The organism is Bacillus sp. SH7-1, from assembly GCF_008042405.1.
GTDB lineage: Bacteria > Bacillota > Bacilli > Bacillales > Bacillaceae_G > Bacillus_A > Bacillus_A thuringiensis_N.
Genome location: NZ_QNUD01000005.1, coordinates 1 through 15,898 on the forward strand (window position 1 = coordinate 1; position 15,898 = coordinate 15,898).

Consider the following 15,898-nt stretch of genomic DNA (forward strand, 5'->3'; position numbering starts at 1 on the left):
ATGCAACAAGTAGTGGTGGAACCACAAGTGGAAGAGAGACCAATGCAACAAGTAGTGGCAGAGCAAGTACAAAAGCCAATTTCAAGTACGGAAGTACAAGAGAAAGCATATGTCGTAAATCAAAGAGAAAACGATATGCGAAATGTCTTGCAAACACCACCGACGTATACAATTCCGCCATTAACATTACTATCGATTCCGCAGCAAGCAGCGTTAGATAATACGGAATGGTTGGATGAACAGAAAGATTTATTAGATACGACGTTTAATAATTTCCATGTTGGCGCACATGTTATTAATGTATCACAAGGTCCGGCAGTAACTCGTTTTGAAGTACAGCCAGATCCGGGTGTGAAAGTAAATAAAATTACAAACTTAAGTGATGATATTAAGTTAAGTTTAGCTGCGAAAGATATTCGTATTGAAGCACCGATTCCAGGGAAGAGTGCGATTGGAATTGAAGTTCCAAATAAAGAAAGTAAGCCAGTATTTCTTCGTGAAATTTTAAGAAGTCCTGTATTTACAAAGAGTGAATCACCGCTTACAGTTGCGCTTGGACTTGATATTTCAGGCGATCCGATTGTAACGGATATTCGAAAAATGCCACACGGACTTATTGCGGGTGCAACGGGTTCTGGTAAAAGTGTGTGCATTAATGCAATTTTAACGAGCATTTTATATAAAGCGAAACCGCATGAAGTGAAGTTAATGTTAATCGATCCGAAAATGGTGGAGCTTGCACCATACAATTCTGTTCCACATCTTGTAGCACCTGTTATTACGGATGTAAAAGCAGCGACAGCTGCATTAAAGTGGGCAGTTGAAGAAATGGAGCGCCGTTATGAATTGTTTGCGCACGCTGGTGCTCGTGATTTAACGCGTTACAATACGATTGTAAGTGGGCGAGAAATTCCAGGAGAGACATTACCTTATATCGTTATTGTCATTGACGAGTTAGCTGACTTAATGATGGTAGCACCTGGTGATGTTGAGGAAGCGATTTGTCGTATTGCGCAAAAAGCACGTGCTTGTGGTATTCATTTATTAGTTGCGACGCAGCGTCCATCTGTAGATGTTATTACAGGTTTAATTAAATCAAATATTCCAACGCGTATTGCGTTTACAGTATCATCTCAAGTTGATTCGCGTACGATTATCGATATTGGGGGCGCGGAAAAATTGCTTGGCCGTGGTGATATGTTATTCTTAGGGAATGGTACATCTAAGCCAGTTCGTGTACAAGGTGTATATGTATCGGATGATGAGATTGAAAAAACAGTTGATCATGTGAGAAAGCAAATGAAGCCAAATTACTTATTTAAGCAAGAGGATTTATTAGCGAAAACAGAACAAGCTGAGTCGGAAGACGAATTGTTCTTTGATGCATGTCAATTTGTTGTAGAACAAGGGGGAGCGTCCACATCTTCTGTACAGCGAAAATTCCGCATCGGTTATAATCGCGCGGCACGTCTCATTGAAGAGATGGAATCGCAAGGAATTATTTCTGAAGGAAGAGGAACGAAACCGAGAGATGTCCTTATTTCTGAGGATGAATTCGCTGCTATGCAGGAAACAAATATATAGTAAACGGTTTTGCTGTATACTAAGAGAAAATGTTGGATAGTAAAGTAGGGAGTAAAGCGACATGAAAGAAATTGAATTAAAATTAAAAGGTGAAATAAATAGACTAACAAATAGAACATTTAAATTTGACGAACGTGTTGGAGAAGGTTGGTTCTCTGCCGTTTACTTTTTAAAGACTAGAGAAATCATTGAAGAATTTCGCCCGAAAAGTGTTGTAACGATGCAATTTTTCCAAAAGGAAAATGCAGTTCTTTGCGGAACAGATGAAGTAATTGCATTGCTACAAACATTCGCTAAAAATCCTGAGGAACTTGAGATTAACTCTTTAAAAGATGGCGATAAAATTAGTCCATTTGAAACAGTGTTAACAATTCATGGTCCTTATGAAAATTTCGGATTTTTAGAAGGTGTTATTGACGGGATTTTAGCTCGTCGTACATCGGTTGCGACAAACGTATATAACGTTGTCCAAGCTGCACGTAGTGTAGATAAAGAAAAACCAGTTATTTTCATGGGAGATCGTGACGATCATTATACACAACAGGCTGGTGACGGTTATGCAGCATACATCGGAGGTATGAGCGCACAAGCGACGCATGCGATGAATGAATGGTGGGGCAGAAGTGGTATGGGGACAATGCCACACGCATTAATTCAAATGTTTAATGGTGATGTTGTTGAAGCAGCAAAAGCATATCATAAGAAATTCCCAGAAGATGAATTAGTTGTATTAATTGATTACAATAATGATGTCATTACAGATGCACTTCGCGTAGCGCGTGAATTTGGATCAACATTAAAAGGTGTACGTGTAGATACATCTCGTACAATGATAGATCAATACTTCATTCGCCACCCAGAAGTACTTGGAACATTCGATCCACGTGGTGTAAACCCATCGCTTGTATTTGCACTTCGTAAAGCACTTGATGATGAAGGATTCCAGCATGTAGACATCGTTGTAACTGGTGGATTTGATGAGAAGCGTATTCGTGAATTTGAAGCTCAAAACGTGCCGGTTGATATATACGGAGTAGGAAGTAGCTTATTAAAAATGAATATTGGCTTTACTGGTGATAACGTAGAATTAAATGGAAAACCAGAAGCGAAAGCTGGCCGTAAATATCGTCCGAACCCACGTCTAGAGCGTGTTCAATTAGAAAAAAGAGAAGATATGTAAAAGAGAGAAAAACTGATAGGTGATTGACCCTATCAGTTTTTCTGTTATCATAGTATAGCGGCTTCTTTTTTGCTATAATGGATTTGTTATGGACATAAAAAAGAAGTACGTACGAGTTTATCCTGATAAGTGAAGGGAAGAATAACTTCACTACATCAAAAATGTATGATGATTACCAAAATAAGAAAAGATTCATATACTGTCTTATAGATAGGCCGTTGTATTAGTTCGAAATGTTGGAGGTTCTTTAAGATGACAGTTTACCATTTTGTAGGAATTAAAGGAACAGGAATGAGTTCATTAGCGCAAATTCTTCATGACATGAAGCATACTGTTCAAGGGTCTGATTATGAAAAGCGTTTCTTTACACAAACAGCGTTGGAAAAGCGTAGTATCTCGATCCTTCCTTTTGATAAAAGTAATGTAAAAGAAGGACAAGTGATTATTGCAGGAAATGCATTTCCTGATACGCATGAAGAAATCGTAGCAGCAAAAGAATTAAACATCCCAGTACATCGTTACCATCACTTCTTAGGTGATCTTATGAACCAATACACAAGTGTTGCTGTAACTGGTGCACATGGAAAAACATCAACAACTGGTTTGTTAGCCCATGTAATGCAAGGTGCACACCCTACATCTTACCTTATTGGAGATGGAACAGGGCATGGGGTAGAAAATAGTAAGTATTTTGTATTTGAAGCTTGTGAGTATCGTCGTCATTTCTTGTCTTACAATCCAGACTATGCAATTATGACAAACATTGATTTTGATCATCCGGATTACTTTACAGATATCAATGATGTATTCAGTGCATTCCAAGAGATGGCATTGCAAGTGAAAAAAGGCATTATTGCATGTGGAGATGATGAAGAACTTCAAAAAATTCAAGCGAAAGTACCTGTTATTTTCTATGGATTTGGAGAAGATAATGATTTCCAAGCACGTAACATTCAAAAGAGAACAGATGGTACTATTTTCGATGTATTCGTTCGTAATACGTACTATGACACGTTCAAAATTACAGGATACGGCAACCACAGCGTATTAAATGCATTAGCAGTAATCGCGCTTTGCCATTATGAAAATGTTGATGTAGAAGCAGTTAAGCATCAGCTAACAACTTTTGAAGGCGTAAAACGTCGCTTTAATGAAAAGCCGATGGGAGAGCAAGTTATTATCGATGACTACGCACACCATCCGACAGAAATTAATGCAACAATTGAAGCAGCTCGTCAAAAACATCCAGAGCGTGAAGTTGTCGCTGTATTCCAGCCGCACACATTCTCACGTACAGAAAAGTTCTTAGATGAGTTCGCTGAAAGCTTAAGCAAAGCTGACCAAGTATACTTATGTGATATTTTCGGATCAGCGCGCGAAAACAAAGGTGAATTAACAATCGAAGATCTGCAGAAGCGTATTGACGGTGCAGAACTAATTACAGATACAACAACGGATGTATTAAAGAAACATAAAAACGGCGTTCTAATTTTCATGGGCGCAGGTGACATCCAAAAATTCGAAGCAGCTTATGTAAAAGAAGTTCAAGTTGCAGAGAAGTAATAGAAAAGACGCATAGCTGTGGCTGTGCGTCTTTTTTGTTGTGTTCGATACATTTAAAAAGCGTTGATATGTTGGTATTGTTTATTCTTTTTGTAGAGTTGTTTTAACAAAAAGATATAAATTGAACTAAAAAGTACATATCCAATTAAATAATAGAATGAAAACGTATCGAATTGTTTTGTTATGATGATGCGAATTGCGAAAAAAGTAAACGGAAGAGCGATTAAAAGCCTGGAGCTAATGGAAATTATTGTGTTAAAGTATTTTAATAAGTCTGTATTCCAATGGTTTTCTCTACAGATAAACCAAATGTTACTTGCTATAAAAGCTAGTACAAATGGCAAATTAGCTGAAATATTGATGAAGCCTAGTACAATAGGTACTGATAGAGCACCAAGTGGACCGATAGATAGGCCAGAATAATATTTAATAAATGTATTTGTAGATTGCTGTACATCTTGAATAACATCTGTATATTCTACTGCAATTTCCTTTGCTAATTCTTTTGGAGTAAGAAATTCTTCAATCACTTGTGAAGGGATGCTTCCTAATGGTATCCCTTCACTCTCTTTACTTAATGCATTTTCGTATAAATCGGATTTAATTTCTAGCATATGTTGTTCTCGTTCTGATGTAGGTAAGTTTATTAAACCTTTCTGAAGATCGTGTAAGAAAGAAATAATGAGTTCATTTGAAAAGAATTGTTCTTCGTTCATCTTTTATCCTCTCCTTTAGCTAGTAACATTAAAGCTTGATACACTGCATCATAATCATGTAAGCGACTATTTAAAATTTCTCTCCCTTCGTCTGTAATGCGATAGTATTTTCTTTTTGGGCCATCACCGGACTCTTCCCAATAGGAAACAGCCCAATTGTTTTTCGTGATTCGATTTAATATAGGGTAAATCGAACCGTTTGGGATATGAAACACAGGGATAGCTTGTAATGCACTTGTGATTTCGTATCCGTACATAGGTTGTTTACTTATTAAAGACAAAATAGCGAGATCAAAAACACCTTTACGTAATTGAATTATAAAATTATCATTTTTTTCCATACTTTAACTATATATGATTCATATCTAGATATCAATCATATATAGTGGATTTTTATTTCCGTATTGACCTAGAGCTAACTCTAGGTTGTAAGATGAATATGTAAAAACAAGGGGGAGAAAACATGTATAAAATCGGTGAAGTGGCAGAATTAACAGGGATGGGTATTCATACTTTGCGTTACTATGAGAAATTAGGATTATTACCACCACCAACGCGAAATAGCGGGATTCGTCAATATACAGAAGGTGATGTGCGCTTATTAAAATTTTTATATTCGTTAAAACAAACTGGAATGTCATTAGAAGAGATGGCTGAGTTTGCAAGTGATGGATGCATTATAGAGGAAATTAGGCAGAGGAAAGAGGAAGTACCAGCGAAAGTAAAAAAGAGAATTTCAATTTTAACAAATCACTTAGAAAGGTTAAAAGAACAGCAAGAACAATTGCAAAAAGTTGTCCAGCTAACAGAAGAGAAGTTAGAAATTTATTACGATTTTCTAGAAGGAAAAGACTCGGAGGCCGGTAATGAAAAATAAAGTATATGCGCAGTTATTAGGGTTTGCAATATTTACTGGTGGGACATTTAATGCTTCGAAATATGCGGTGCAGTATTTCGAAGCGCTTCATATAGCGGCATGGCGTTTTGGGATTGCTGCATTTGTGATGTTATGTCTGTTAAAAATACGAAAAGATTTTGAGGTGGAGGTATGGAGGCAGAATAGGGTCTATTACCTTTTGTTAGGTATTGTTGGTGTATTCGGCTTTAACTTCTTTTTCTTTTTAGGAATGAAACATACAGAAGCTATGAATGGTGCACTTATTATGGCGACAAATCCACTTGTTACGACGTTATTAGCAAGTGTCATTTTACGAGAGAAAATAGTGAAGCGCCAAGGTGTTGGAATGTTACTTGCACTACTTGGTGTTGTTTTTGTGCTTACACAAGGCTCGTTTACCGCACTACAAAATTTATCATTTTCAAAAGGGGATTTTTATATTTTATTAGGAAATATTTGCTGGGCGTTATACGGTGTACTAGGCAGAAGGTTTATTAAAACCGGTAGCCCAATACAAACTACAACATATACCATGACTATTGGTGCCCTTACCTTTATTATCATATCTTCTACGCAAAAAAGTATGGTACCAGTTTTTGAAATTCCCCTATTAGCTTGGGGAGCGATTCTCTTTATGGCAATCGGAATGAGTGTGCTCGGTTACTTATGGTGGAATAATGGGATTGCTCAAATTGGTGCAGCGAGAACATCTTTATTTTTTAATCTAGTGCCTGTTGTTACAATGATTATTTCTTTTACAGAAGGAGTAAATATAGCGCCCGCACAATGTATAGGGATGATATTAGTTATTACGGGAGTATTGTGTTCGTCGGGTTTTATACAAATAAAAACAAAGGAAAGTGTGAATATTTAACATTTTCCATCCGAAAATGTTAGAATAATAAGAAAAAAGGGGGCTAAAAAAATGTTCACACTCCGAGTAGACGAAGAAATCGAACTACAACTATTAGAAAAACATCATAAAGAGGAACTATATCAATTAATAAATCAAAACCGTAACCATTTAAGAAGATGGCTTCCTTGGGTAGATGGGACGAAATCTGCTGATGCTTATGATGAGATTTGTCCGATGTGGTTAAAGAAGTTTGCAGAGGGAGACGGTTTTGAAAGTGGTATACGTTACAAAGGAAAGCTCGTTGGGATGGTAGGCATTCATCCAGTGAGCTGGGGGAAGAAAGCGGCAAGTCTCGGATATTATCTTGCAGAAGATGCTGGCGGGAAAGGTATTATGACGCGTAGCGTGAAGGCTGTACTTCACTATGCATTTGAGAATTTAAAATTAAATAAAATGGAAATTAGATGCGGTGTTGAAAATGTGAAAAGCCGCGCTATCCCAGAACGTTTAGGATTTAAGTTAGACGGTGTTTTAAGAGATGAAGAATGGCTATACGATCATTTTCATGATGTTGCTGTATATAGTTTACTAGCTTCAGAGTGGAAGGAAATTCGATGAACGAGAAGATTCATATTGTTCCGTATGAAAGTACATTTCAAGAGGAAGTAGTAAATCTTATCGTTCATATTCAGCAAAAAGAGTACAATGTCCCCATTACGAAAGAAGAGCAGCCTGACTTACTTGAAATAGAAACGTTCTATCAAAGTAATTACGGTAACTTTTGGGTAGCAACTTATGATGGGAAAGTAGTTGGAACAGTAGCGTTATTAGATATTAAGAATCATCAAGTAGCACTAAGAAAAATGTTCGTACAAAAAGAGTTTCGAGGAAAAGAATGGGGCGCATCACATATGTTGCTTCAAACAGCAATTTCATGGGCTGAGAATAAAAAGCTGAAAGATATTTATTTAGGAACGACAGTTAAATTTTTAGCGGCACATCGCTTTTATGAAAAGAATGGTTTTCAAAGTGTGAGTATAGACGAGTTGCCGAAAAACTTTCCAGTGTTAGAGGTAGATAAGAAATTTTATAGGTACATTGTGTAAAGGTCATTCAAAAATGGCCTTTTTTATTATTAAAATGGAAAAAGTGGTATAATTTAGGTTAGGGGGTGCGTGTATGAATTTTCCGATTCAAAGAAGTAAATCGGTAGTCATTTTCGTTTGTCTCACGTTAGTTTTTATGTTTGTATATCCACTTGTCATGATTGTCGCAAATAAAGATCAGTGGATGTCAGCGTTAATTGGAATGGGATTATGTTTCATTGTAAATGTCCCGCTAGTTTGGGAAGTATTTATTAAAAAGCATAAAGTAGAAAATGGTGTATTAAAGTACGGCATTTTAAATGATGATGTTGTATTAAAAGATATAAGAGTTGTTCGTCAAGTTGGAAAATACCTTGAAATTACGACGAATGCATATAAAGTACATATGGTTGCGATGCCGCAAGATATGAATGAATTTTTGGCGCTTATCGAAAAAGAAAATCCACATGTGAAAATAGAAATGGTAGGGAAGAAATGAAGTATGTAAAACCTTTGTTTTGTTTGGAAATTTTGTTTGTGTTTGTTGGTTGCACTAGAGTATATATGAAATGGGACCTGCCTTTATATGTTCCGGTAGTAATCGGCATTATCGCAGTGGCGCTCTTATATTATTTTCATTTCCAGCAAACAAAAAGCGAGAAAAGTAGCTCTATGTAGTTAGGAGGATTAGAAATGAAAAAAGTCCTTATGTTATTTTTACTTCTGCTAACCGCATCCGTTCTTTTAATAGGATGTAGTACGAAGAAGGGAAAAGCAGATATGAATTTAGAAAAGGCACAAAAAGTTGAAATTGAATCACTTACTGATTCCAGTGAGAAAACAGTAATTACCGATAAGAAAGAAATCGAAAAGCTGTTTGAAGTCATGAAAATGGATAAGTGGGAAATGCAATCGGCTCCTTTAGATACTCCGCAAGGGAAAACATTTACAATGTATCAAGAGGATACACCGAAATTATTGGATTCGAGTAAAGATAAAAAAGAGTTACATGAAATTGGTACGATGACAGTATATAAAGATGTACCTTATGTTGAAGTTGAAATGAAAAATAAGAAAATGAGTTTTAAAGTGCCAGAAGATGTGGCGAAAGAGTTATTAAAGTATTAATAAAAAAAACGCTCGGAGAATATCCCGAGCGTTTTTTTTATTATTTTAAGTTCTCTGGGTTTAAAGCTTCTAGTTCAGGTACAACGAAGCGTCCGTCTTTACGGATTAGTACGTCGTCGAAGTAAATTTCGCCGCCGCCGTATTCAGGGCGCTGGATGCATACTAAATCCCAGTGGATATTTGAGTTGTTGCCGTTCCATGCATCGTCGTAAGCTTGTCCAGGAGTGAAGTGGAAGCTGCCATCGATTTTTTCATCGAATAGGATATCTCCCATTGGATGTAAGATGTATGGGTTTACGCCGATTGCGAACTCACCAACGTAGCGAGCGCCTTCATCTGTATCGAAGATTTTGTTAATACGTTCTGTATCGTTTGCAGTTGCTTCAACAATTTGGCCGTTCTCAAACTTAAGTTGTACATTTTCAAATGTATAACCGTTGTAAGGAGATGGTGTGTTGTAAGACACTGTACCGTTAACGGAATCACGAACTGGTGCAGAGTACACTTCACCGTCTGGAATGTTTAAATGACCTGAGCATTTAATAGCTGGAATGTCTTTAATAGAGAATGTTAAGTCAGTTCCAGGACCAGTTAAGCGAACTTTATCTGTTTTGTTCATTAATGTAACAAGGCTATCCATTGCCTTATCCATTTTACCGTAATCTAAGTTACAAACTTCGAAGTAGAAGTCTTCGAAAGCTTCTGTGCTCATTTTAGCAAGCTGTGCCATAGAAGCATTTGGGTAGCGAAGAACAACCCAGCGTGTTTTTGGAACGCGGATGTCTCTATGAACTTTCTTACCAACTGTTTGACCGTGAATTTGCATTCTTTCACTTGGCACATCAGCTTGTTCGTTAATGTTATCGCCAGAGCGAAGACCGATATAAGCGTCCATATCTTTCATTACGCTTGCTTCATATGCAGCGATTTGTTCGAAATGTTCTTCAGTAGCACCCATTAATAAAGAGCGATCTACTTGATGATCTTTTAAAGAAACGAATGGGAAACCACCAGCTGCATATGCTTCTTTTACAAGAGCAGTTACAAGTTCTTTTTGTAAGCCAAAGTTTTCAATTAATACTTTTTCACCTTTTTGTAAGCGGATAGAGTAGTTAATTAAATTGTATGCTAACTTTTCAATGCGTGGATCTTTCATATGTAAAGCCTCCCTACTAATTATGTATCCTCCCCTATTGTAACCTACTTAGTGGAATTTGTTGAATCATTTATGTTAAAGTTAACGAATAAGTATGAAAATTCTAATGAAAAGATAGGGATTAGAACGAAACGGAAAATGATTGTATAATAGGGGAAAGTATGAAAAAGATAAAGGAAGTGATGAAATGCAAGTTCTTTTATATGTAAGTGCAGCTATTATCGCGGTTGCTTTCGCTGTATTAGTAGTGTATGTATGCAGAACGTTGTTATCGGTTCAGAAGACGTTAGAAAACGTTGCAAGCACGTTAGAAGGTTTAGAAAAGCAAATGCAAGGGATTAGCGTAGAGACGGAGCAATTATTACATAAAACAAATGCGTTAGCTGACGACATTCAACAGAAATCACAATCATTAAATAAAGTGGTATCGGGTGTAGATGGAATTGGAACGACAATCCATTCTTTAAATACGAAACTTCGTAATGTATCAGATTCTGTTACGGACGAAATTGAAAATAATGCAGATAAAGTAGCGCAAGTTGTACAGTGGAGTAGCGCAGCAATTGAAGTATACAATCATTATCGTTCGACAAGACAAGAGAAAAAGGTTGAAAAAGAAGAGCGTAAATTAGAAAGACTTGAGAAAAAAGCTGAAAAGAAAGAGAAGCGTTCTAGATTTCGTATGAGAGGTGAATCGTGATGAATATGACAAAAGTTGAAACAATTGAAGAGCTTGAAGTATTAGTAGAAAAAAACGAGCCTTATGTTCTTTTTAAACATAGTACGACATGCCCGATTAGTCATGGTGCCTATACAGAATTTCAAGCGTATTGTAGTGAAGAAAGAGCGGTACCAGCGTATTACTTATACGTACAAGATGCGAGAGATGTTTCGAATCGTGTTGCAGAACAGTACAGCATTAAACATGAATCTCCGCAAGTGTTATACATAAAAGATGGGATGGTAGTATGGAATACGTCTCATTGGAACATTAAAAAAGATGCTTTAGAAGAGAATATTAAGTAAAAAGAAGCAAGCGAAAGGTGCTTGCTTCTTTTTTTTGTTTTTGTTGAAATATATTTAATGGTAAACTGTTAATAGTTCAAACTAAATAACTAGATTGTTGAAAGTAGGTTTTAAGTAATGAAGAAAATGGCATTATCCTTCGCGGTCGTAAGTTTATTACTGGGAGCTTGTAGTAGTAATAATACGATTAGTAAGAAGGATGAAGTTATACAGAAAGATACGAAAGAAAAAAGCATGATTCCAAGAACGGCTGTTTCTAAAGATTATTATAGAACTGTAATTCCTTTAAAAGAACAAAAGGTTATAAATACAGCTAATGTAACAACAAATTCTAAATTAGATTTAGCAGAGTATGAAAATGGTTTAATGAATATTGCAAAAGAGCAATTTGATACAGAAAATCATGTGCTTCAATTAAATCAGTATATTCCTGAGAAGTTAGTTGATGAACTAGTCGCGAAAGTAAAAGCGCCAGTTTTGACAAATATTATAGAACAAGACTATTTCGGGAAGCAGAATTCAAATGAATTAAGTTTATCTGGTGTTGTGATTGGGTTAGCTATGTCTTCAAGTGTATCCAATGAAGAAGCAATGTCTAAGGGGACTGAAGTTGCCAAGCAACTTATTGAAGCTATTCATAAAAATGACAAGTATAATAAATCCCCAATTACGTTTGCTATCTTTAAGCAAGAAAGTACAAGTTCTTTAAAAAATGGTACGTATATTGCTAGTGCTACCGTTCAAAAGAATGATACGAATCTTGGAAATTGGAATACGATTGAAGAAAGAGCGTATTCATATCCTTCTGATGAATTTACACAAGCACATGGAGAAGATAATAAAAAAATAGATGACTTTGCTAAGGCAATGAAAGATTTCTCTCCTGGAGATTTTATCCCAGTAAATGCTAAAGTTTCTTATAAGAAAGATCAAATGGATACATTAAATATGGATATTGTTATTAAATATAATGGTAAAACAGAATTAATGGCTCTTACTCAACTCGCTGCTCAAAGTATGTTAGAACAATTACCGAAAGATGCAAAAGTCCAATTACAGATAAAGTCCGAGAATAAAATCGAGGCAATTGTTATAAAAGAGAAAAACAACGATAAACCGTTTGTTTCCTTCTTATAAAAAGACAGTGTTTAAACTGTCTTTTTTTATTTTAAATGAAAGTGTACGTTGTTTGTTGGGAGTGGATTTGAAGATCGTATATATATCAGCTATAAAGTAACATATAAGAATTTGAAAGAGCGATGCCTTATACGCTTCATATTTCCGCTGTGCCGATTTTAAAGAAAGAAACCTATTTACCCCTGGTGTTGTCGATGTAAAGCATTCTACAGGACGCCGTGATCTTCTATTGTCAGTTATGAAGTGATTCCAGATCCAGCGTATCAAATGACTGACATTGTCGATTTTTATTGGTAAGTCGATATATTTAAAAAATCGCCGATATAAAATTCATTTACTATCGTACCGTTTAAAATAAGGTTTCTAAGTAGGAGATATCTATATTTTTACAAAAAATGCCCTTTTTTTTCATAAAAAATACGAAAATACGAGAAAAGAAGCGAATTTTTTCGAAACTTTTGCGGGAAAATATTGTATGAGCCTGCGTTTTTATCGTATCATTAGTAAAAGGAAGAACTCGGGACGATTGGTGGCATCTGCAAATAGAGTTGATGTCTTTTTTTCATTCAAGTAACCGATACATAAAAATAGATAACAAAAATAGAAGGAGTGTGCGATGAGATGAACGTAACAATATATGATGTAGCGCGTGAAGCGAACGTTTCAATGGCTACCGTATCACGCGTTGTGAACGGTAACCCAAATGTAAAGCCTACAACAAGAAAGAAAGTATTAGAAGCAATTGATCGTTTAGGATACCGCCCAAATGCGGTAGCACGTGGACTAGCAAGTAAAAAAACAACTACAGTAGGTGTTATTATTCCTGATATCTCAAATACGTTTTATGCAGAACTTGCTCGTGGAATTGAAGATATCGCAACGATGTACAAATATAACATCATTTTAAGTAACTCTGACCAAAACAAAGAGAAAGAGTTCCATTTATTAAATACGATGCTTGGAAAACAAGTAGACGGAATTGTTTTCATGGGTGAAGATATTACAGACATTCACATTGAAGAATTCAAAAAGTCTCCAGTACCAATCGTATTAGCAGCGTCATTTGATGAGCAAAATGAAACGCCATCAGTAAATATCGATTATACACAAGCAGCTTACGACGCAATGAAGCACTTTATTGAGCAAGGACATAAGCGTATTGGTTTCGTCTCTGGTCCTTTCATTGATAAAGCGGGAAGCGCGAAGAAATTACAAGGTTATAAAAAAGCTTTAGAAGAAGCAGGTATTTCATATGATGAAAATCTTGTAATCGATGGAGATTACACATATGATTCAGGTATTGAAGCATTCGAAAAGCTTTGGAGCCTTGATGGAAAGCCAACAGCGATTTTCGTATCTTCTGACGAAATGGCACTAGGTGTAATCCATGCAGCACAAGACGCTGGATTAAATGTACCAACTGATGTAGAAGTACTTGGTTTCGATAATACACGCCTTGCATTAATGGTACGTCCACAGCTTTCAACAGTTGTACAACCAATGTATGATATTGGTGCAGTAGCAATGCGTCTATTAACAAAGTATATGAACAAAGAAAAAGTGGAAGATCACACTGTTATCTTACCTCACCGTATCCAATTTAGAGATTCAACGAAGTAAGTATAAAAAAGCTCACAGCATTTGCTGTGAGCTTTTATTCATATTCAGGGTAGTATGCTTTTACTACGGTATCTACCGTTTCATTTTTCTTAACGTGTAAAAATCTTGCGTACAATTCTTTTCCCGTTTCAAATGGTGTATCGTCTAATTCAAACACATGCAATACTTTTCGAAACGTCCACGTTACTTGTTCACCGTACATATTATCGTACGATTCTTCAGAGTGTATAGCTATCTTTTCACCTAATTCGTGAGCTTCCTCTATACTGTTTGCCTTAACAAGAATAATACTTTCTTCAAAAAGTGTATCGTGACTCTCATCATAATGCTCATCAATTTTCGTAAGATCAGGCTCACCAGAATGAACAGATTCAAACAATAATTTTACAGCGTACATAGTATGCTGCATGTTTCACTCTATAAATAATACTTGCGACAAGCGAAGCAGGTATTGTGAATATGTTACTTTGATAATGATAGTGTATTTGGGATTCTTCATAAGACATGTTGTCATATAGTTCGTTTTGTGAGACATTCATTTTCTTCTGTTTTTCTTTGAGCATCTTCATATAGTTATACTGTATTGGGACGAGAATGATGAAATAGGCTAATACGATTAGTGAAATCCAAATCATTATGAACACTCCCTTATAAAGAATATTTTTATATGATAATTATATCAACTAATAGAAAAAAATAACCATTTTCCAAGGGGGTTAATTCTCTTTCCAAAATGCAAAAAGTTCTTCAGGACTTCGTAAATTATGTTCAAGGCATGTTTGTGCAGTGTGTTTAAAACTTTGTATGAAATGCTCTAACCTAGAAGAATCATAGTGCTTTGCTTTTCTATCTACAATCGTTTCATCTTTTTCTAAGTTAAGTGATATTTTTAGCAAAGTTATATTTGTTTCTATTTGTACAACTTCTATATAAAAAAACTTTTTATCTAAGTCGATTGTCATATAATCGAATCGCTCAACTTGTTTGAAATATCCTACAATATCATCTTCCAATTGAAATCCTCCCTAGTATATAGCTTATCTGGAAGATTTCTCTATAGATTGTATGATTCCTTGTTATATGTCACATAAGTGCAAATTCAACTATTATAGGGCAATGTCATGTATAATAGAAAGAAAAGGTTTGTGAGGGGGGAGAAAAGATGATCGTTCTTTGGATAATTACGCTTTGTATGACTGCTATTTTTGCATATATGACGTTAAAACAAAATGGCTTAAAGCGATTTGTTCCAGGAAGTATTCTTGCAGGAATTGCCCTTATCACGTATGTAATTTCTATTTTTATTGAAAGTGTATCAGTGGACATGAGCACAAGTTTAATGTTTATGGGTATTACACTATTTGCAGGTAGTATTATGGTACTTATGGTTGCAGGTATTATTTTATTTATTCATATGAATTCGGAAACGTTATAGCATATAGAAAAGGCATGCCCCCTCGGGACATGCCTTTTTATCCGTTCAATTATGCTCTATCTTTAGAAGAGTTTTGTTGTTTTAATAAGTCGCGAATTTCGCCAAGAAGTTCTTCTTCTTTTGTTGGTTCTGGAAGTTCTTCTTCTTTTTCTTCTTCTCTTTTAGATGTTAGTTTGTTGAATACTTTAACAAACATAAAGATAGCCGCTGCAATAATTAAGAAATCAAAAATAGTTTGGATAAAGTTACCATACATAATAGATGATTTACCGAATGTAATTTTTAAATCTGTAAAGTCAACGCCACCTAATACCATACCAAGTAATGGTGTGATGATATCTTTTACTAAAGAACTAACGATTTTACCGAATGCAGCACCGATTACAACCCCGACAGCTAAATCGATTACATTCCCCTTGAATGCGAATTTTTTAAACTCGTTCCACATGTGTTAATCCCACCCTTTCCACGATTCATTATGAAATTTATAATTCCTATCAACATATTCTATAGA

The 15,898-nt window shown here is 35.7% G+C and carries 22 protein-coding genes and 1 pseudogene; 16 read left to right on the plus strand and 7 right to left on the minus strand.

Annotation, left to right across the window (positions count from 1 at the left end):
- From DN390_RS03240 to murC, 3 genes are all read left to right on the plus strand, one after another.
- Positions 1-1,584 (plus strand): DNA translocase FtsK (locus DN390_RS03240; RefSeq protein ID WP_147806587.1); only part of this gene is annotated, 1,584 nt, incomplete at its 5' end.
- Between the two features lie 61 nt (positions 1,585-1,645).
- Positions 1,646-2,764, plus strand: coding sequence for a nicotinate phosphoribosyltransferase (locus DN390_RS03245; RefSeq protein ID WP_097950928.1), 1,119 nt, complete (start codon positions 1,646-1,648; stop codon positions 2,762-2,764).
- Between the two features lie 252 nt (positions 2,765-3,016).
- Positions 3,017-4,327: a UDP-N-acetylmuramate--L-alanine ligase gene (gene murC / locus DN390_RS03250; protein WP_060632578.1), complete on the plus strand. Its 1,311-nt coding sequence runs from the start codon at positions 3,017-3,019 to the stop codon at positions 4,325-4,327.
- Between the two features lie 53 nt (positions 4,328-4,380).
- On the opposite strand, the gene DN390_RS03255 is transcribed toward murC, so the two are convergent.
- Together DN390_RS03255 and DN390_RS03260 are read right to left on the minus strand one after the other, a co-directional pair.
- Complete coding sequence (locus tag DN390_RS03255) at positions 4,381-5,043, minus strand: HAAS signaling domain-containing protein (protein ID WP_097950927.1); 663 nt, start codon at positions 5,041-5,043, stop codon at positions 4,381-4,383.
- Positions 5,040-5,384, minus strand: coding sequence for a PadR family transcriptional regulator (locus DN390_RS03260; protein ID WP_060632576.1), 345 nt, complete (start codon positions 5,382-5,384; stop codon positions 5,040-5,042). Before DN390_RS03260 ends, DN390_RS03255 begins: the two co-directional genes overlap by 4 nt.
- Before the next feature lie 122 nt (positions 5,385-5,506).
- Here DN390_RS03260 and DN390_RS03265 point away from each other — a divergent pair, with 122 nt between their 5' ends.
- The 7 genes from DN390_RS03265 (at position 5,507) to DN390_RS03295 (ending at position 9,010) form a co-directional block, all read left to right on the plus strand.
- Positions 5,507-5,920, plus strand: a complete 414-nt coding sequence (locus tag DN390_RS03265) for a MerR family transcriptional regulator (protein ID WP_147806588.1) — start codon at positions 5,507-5,509, stop codon at positions 5,918-5,920.
- A complete protein-coding gene (locus DN390_RS03270; RefSeq protein WP_147806589.1) occupies positions 5,910-6,815 on the plus strand; it encodes a DMT family transporter in 906 nt (301 codons plus the stop codon). The genes DN390_RS03265 and DN390_RS03270 overlap by 11 nt, the downstream gene beginning before the upstream one ends.
- A 51-nt stretch (positions 6,816-6,866) precedes the next feature.
- Positions 6,867-7,415 carry a GNAT family N-acetyltransferase gene (locus DN390_RS03275; protein ID WP_147806590.1) on the plus strand — a complete coding sequence of 183 codons (549 nt, stop codon included), beginning with the start codon at positions 6,867-6,869 and terminating at the stop codon, positions 7,413-7,415.
- Positions 7,412-7,903 (plus strand): GNAT family N-acetyltransferase, encoded by a 492-nt coding sequence (locus DN390_RS03280; RefSeq protein ID WP_147806591.1) that lies wholly within the window; start codon positions 7,412-7,414, stop codon positions 7,901-7,903. Before DN390_RS03275 ends, DN390_RS03280 begins: the two co-directional genes overlap by 4 nt.
- Before the next feature lie 73 nt (positions 7,904-7,976).
- Complete coding sequence (locus tag DN390_RS03285; protein ID WP_147806592.1) at positions 7,977-8,381, plus strand: PH domain-containing protein; 405 nt, start codon at positions 7,977-7,979, stop codon at positions 8,379-8,381.
- Positions 8,378-8,560 carry a hypothetical protein gene (locus DN390_RS03290; protein WP_060632570.1) on the plus strand — a complete coding sequence of 61 codons (183 nt, stop codon included), beginning with the start codon at positions 8,378-8,380 and terminating at the stop codon, positions 8,558-8,560. Before DN390_RS03285 ends, DN390_RS03290 begins: the two co-directional genes overlap by 4 nt.
- Before the next feature lie 15 nt (positions 8,561-8,575).
- Complete coding sequence (locus DN390_RS03295; RefSeq protein WP_147806593.1) at positions 8,576-9,010, plus strand: hypothetical protein; 435 nt, start codon at positions 8,576-8,578, stop codon at positions 9,008-9,010.
- Positions 9,011-9,050: 40 nt separating this feature from the next.
- Here the strand turns inward: DN390_RS03295 and DN390_RS03300 are convergent, their stop codons facing one another.
- The gene (locus tag DN390_RS03300) at positions 9,051-10,166 is read right to left on the minus strand and encodes an aminopeptidase (RefSeq protein ID WP_000654739.1); all 1,116 of its coding nucleotides are present in this window, start codon (positions 10,164-10,166) and stop codon (positions 9,051-9,053) included.
- A 187-nt stretch (positions 10,167-10,353) separates the two neighbouring features.
- On the opposite strand from DN390_RS03300, the gene DN390_RS03305 reads away from it, so the two are divergent.
- The 5 genes and pseudogenes from DN390_RS03305 (at position 10,354) to ccpA (ending at position 13,949) form a co-directional block, all read left to right on the plus strand.
- Positions 10,354-10,866, plus strand: a complete 513-nt coding sequence (locus DN390_RS03305; RefSeq protein WP_179955733.1) for a DUF948 domain-containing protein — start codon at positions 10,354-10,356, stop codon at positions 10,864-10,866.
- Complete coding sequence (gene ytxJ / locus DN390_RS03310) at positions 10,866-11,192, plus strand: bacillithiol system redox-active protein YtxJ (RefSeq protein ID WP_001057490.1); 327 nt, start codon at positions 10,866-10,868, stop codon at positions 11,190-11,192. The genes DN390_RS03305 and ytxJ overlap by 1 nt, the downstream gene beginning before the upstream one ends.
- 117 nt (positions 11,193-11,309) lie before the next feature.
- Entirely contained in the window at positions 11,310-12,329 is a 1,020-nt protein-coding gene (locus DN390_RS03315) for a CamS family sex pheromone protein (protein WP_147806595.1), read from the plus strand.
- Positions 12,330-12,439: 110 nt separating this feature from the next.
- Positions 12,440-12,573 (plus strand): annotated as a pseudogene (locus DN390_RS31575) (bifunctional 3-deoxy-7-phosphoheptulonate synthase/chorismate mutase); the annotation flags it as partial.
- 377 nt (positions 12,574-12,950) lie between these two features.
- The gene (gene ccpA, locus DN390_RS03325; RefSeq protein WP_060632566.1) at positions 12,951-13,949 is read left to right on the plus strand and encodes a catabolite control protein A; all 999 of its coding nucleotides are present in this window, start codon (positions 12,951-12,953) and stop codon (positions 13,947-13,949) included.
- 34 nt (positions 13,950-13,983) lie between these two features.
- Here ccpA and DN390_RS03330 read toward each other — a convergent pair whose 3' ends face one another.
- The 3 genes from DN390_RS03330 to dhp61 form a co-directional block, all read right to left on the minus strand.
- Positions 13,984-14,346: a DUF4288 domain-containing protein gene (locus tag DN390_RS03330; RefSeq protein ID WP_147806766.1), complete on the minus strand. Its 363-nt coding sequence runs from the start codon at positions 14,344-14,346 to the stop codon at positions 13,984-13,986.
- Positions 14,321-14,584 (minus strand): DUF3949 domain-containing protein, encoded by a 264-nt coding sequence (locus DN390_RS03335; protein ID WP_147806596.1) that lies wholly within the window; start codon positions 14,582-14,584, stop codon positions 14,321-14,323. The genes DN390_RS03330 and DN390_RS03335 overlap by 26 nt, the downstream gene beginning before the upstream one ends.
- A gap of 81 nt (positions 14,585-14,665) precedes the next feature.
- Complete coding sequence (gene dhp61 / locus DN390_RS03340; RefSeq protein ID WP_147806597.1) at positions 14,666-14,962, minus strand: protein Dhp61; 297 nt, start codon at positions 14,960-14,962, stop codon at positions 14,666-14,668.
- 149 nt (positions 14,963-15,111) lie between these two features.
- Here dhp61 and DN390_RS03345 point away from each other — a divergent pair, with 149 nt between their 5' ends.
- Positions 15,112-15,384 (plus strand): DUF3917 domain-containing protein, encoded by a 273-nt coding sequence (locus tag DN390_RS03345; RefSeq protein ID WP_000636592.1) that lies wholly within the window; start codon positions 15,112-15,114, stop codon positions 15,382-15,384.
- 49 nt (positions 15,385-15,433) lie between these two features.
- Here DN390_RS03345 and mscL read toward each other — a convergent pair whose 3' ends face one another.
- Entirely contained in the window at positions 15,434-15,832 is a 399-nt protein-coding gene (gene mscL, locus DN390_RS03350; protein ID WP_000267003.1) for a large-conductance mechanosensitive channel protein MscL, read from the minus strand.
- Positions 15,833-15,898 lie beyond the last annotated feature (66 nt).

Excerpts from the sequence above, each read along its gene's own strand:
- ytxJ (WP_001057490.1), top strand. The coding sequence starts at position 10,866 with ATGAATATGACAAAAGTTGAAACAATTGAAGAGCTTGAAGTATTAGTA.
- murC (WP_060632578.1), top strand. The coding sequence starts at position 3,017 with ATGACAGTTTACCATTTTGTAGGAATTAAAGGAACAGGAATGAGTTCA.
- DN390_RS03285 (WP_147806592.1), top strand. The coding sequence starts at position 7,977 with ATGAATTTTCCGATTCAAAGAAGTAAATCGGTAGTCATTTTCGTTTGT.
- DN390_RS03335 (WP_147806596.1), bottom strand. The coding sequence starts at position 14,584 with ATGATTTGGATTTCACTAATCGTATTAGCCTATTTCATCATTCTCGTC.
- mscL (WP_000267003.1), bottom strand. The coding sequence starts at position 15,832 with ATGTGGAACGAGTTTAAAAAATTCGCATTCAAGGGGAATGTAATCGAT.
- DN390_RS03345 (WP_000636592.1), top strand. The coding sequence starts at position 15,112 with ATGATCGTTCTTTGGATAATTACGCTTTGTATGACTGCTATTTTTGCA.
- DN390_RS03315 (WP_147806595.1), top strand. The coding sequence starts at position 11,310 with ATGAAGAAAATGGCATTATCCTTCGCGGTCGTAAGTTTATTACTGGGA.
- DN390_RS03255 (WP_097950927.1), bottom strand. The coding sequence starts at position 5,043 with ATGAACGAAGAACAATTCTTTTCAAATGAACTCATTATTTCTTTCTTA.
- DN390_RS03330 (WP_147806766.1), bottom strand. The coding sequence starts at position 14,346 with ATGTACGCTGTAAAATTATTGTTTGAATCTGTTCATTCTGGTGAGCCT.
- DN390_RS03275 (WP_147806590.1), top strand. The coding sequence starts at position 6,867 with ATGTTCACACTCCGAGTAGACGAAGAAATCGAACTACAACTATTAGAA.
- DN390_RS03245 (WP_097950928.1), top strand. The coding sequence starts at position 1,646 with ATGAAAGAAATTGAATTAAAATTAAAAGGTGAAATAAATAGACTAACA.
- DN390_RS03305 (WP_179955733.1), top strand. The coding sequence starts at position 10,354 with ATGCAAGTTCTTTTATATGTAAGTGCAGCTATTATCGCGGTTGCTTTC.
- DN390_RS03260 (WP_060632576.1), bottom strand. The coding sequence starts at position 5,384 with ATGGAAAAAAATGATAATTTTATAATTCAATTACGTAAAGGTGTTTTT.
- DN390_RS03265 (WP_147806588.1), top strand. The coding sequence starts at position 5,507 with ATGTATAAAATCGGTGAAGTGGCAGAATTAACAGGGATGGGTATTCAT.
- ccpA (WP_060632566.1), top strand. The coding sequence starts at position 12,951 with ATGAACGTAACAATATATGATGTAGCGCGTGAAGCGAACGTTTCAATG.
- DN390_RS03280 (WP_147806591.1), top strand. The coding sequence starts at position 7,412 with ATGAACGAGAAGATTCATATTGTTCCGTATGAAAGTACATTTCAAGAG.
- DN390_RS03295 (WP_147806593.1), top strand. The coding sequence starts at position 8,576 with ATGAAAAAAGTCCTTATGTTATTTTTACTTCTGCTAACCGCATCCGTT.
- DN390_RS03300 (WP_000654739.1), bottom strand. The coding sequence starts at position 10,166 with ATGAAAGATCCACGCATTGAAAAGTTAGCATACAATTTAATTAACTAC.
- DN390_RS03290 (WP_060632570.1), top strand. The coding sequence starts at position 8,378 with ATGAAGTATGTAAAACCTTTGTTTTGTTTGGAAATTTTGTTTGTGTTT.
- DN390_RS03270 (WP_147806589.1), top strand. The coding sequence starts at position 5,910 with ATGAAAAATAAAGTATATGCGCAGTTATTAGGGTTTGCAATATTTACT.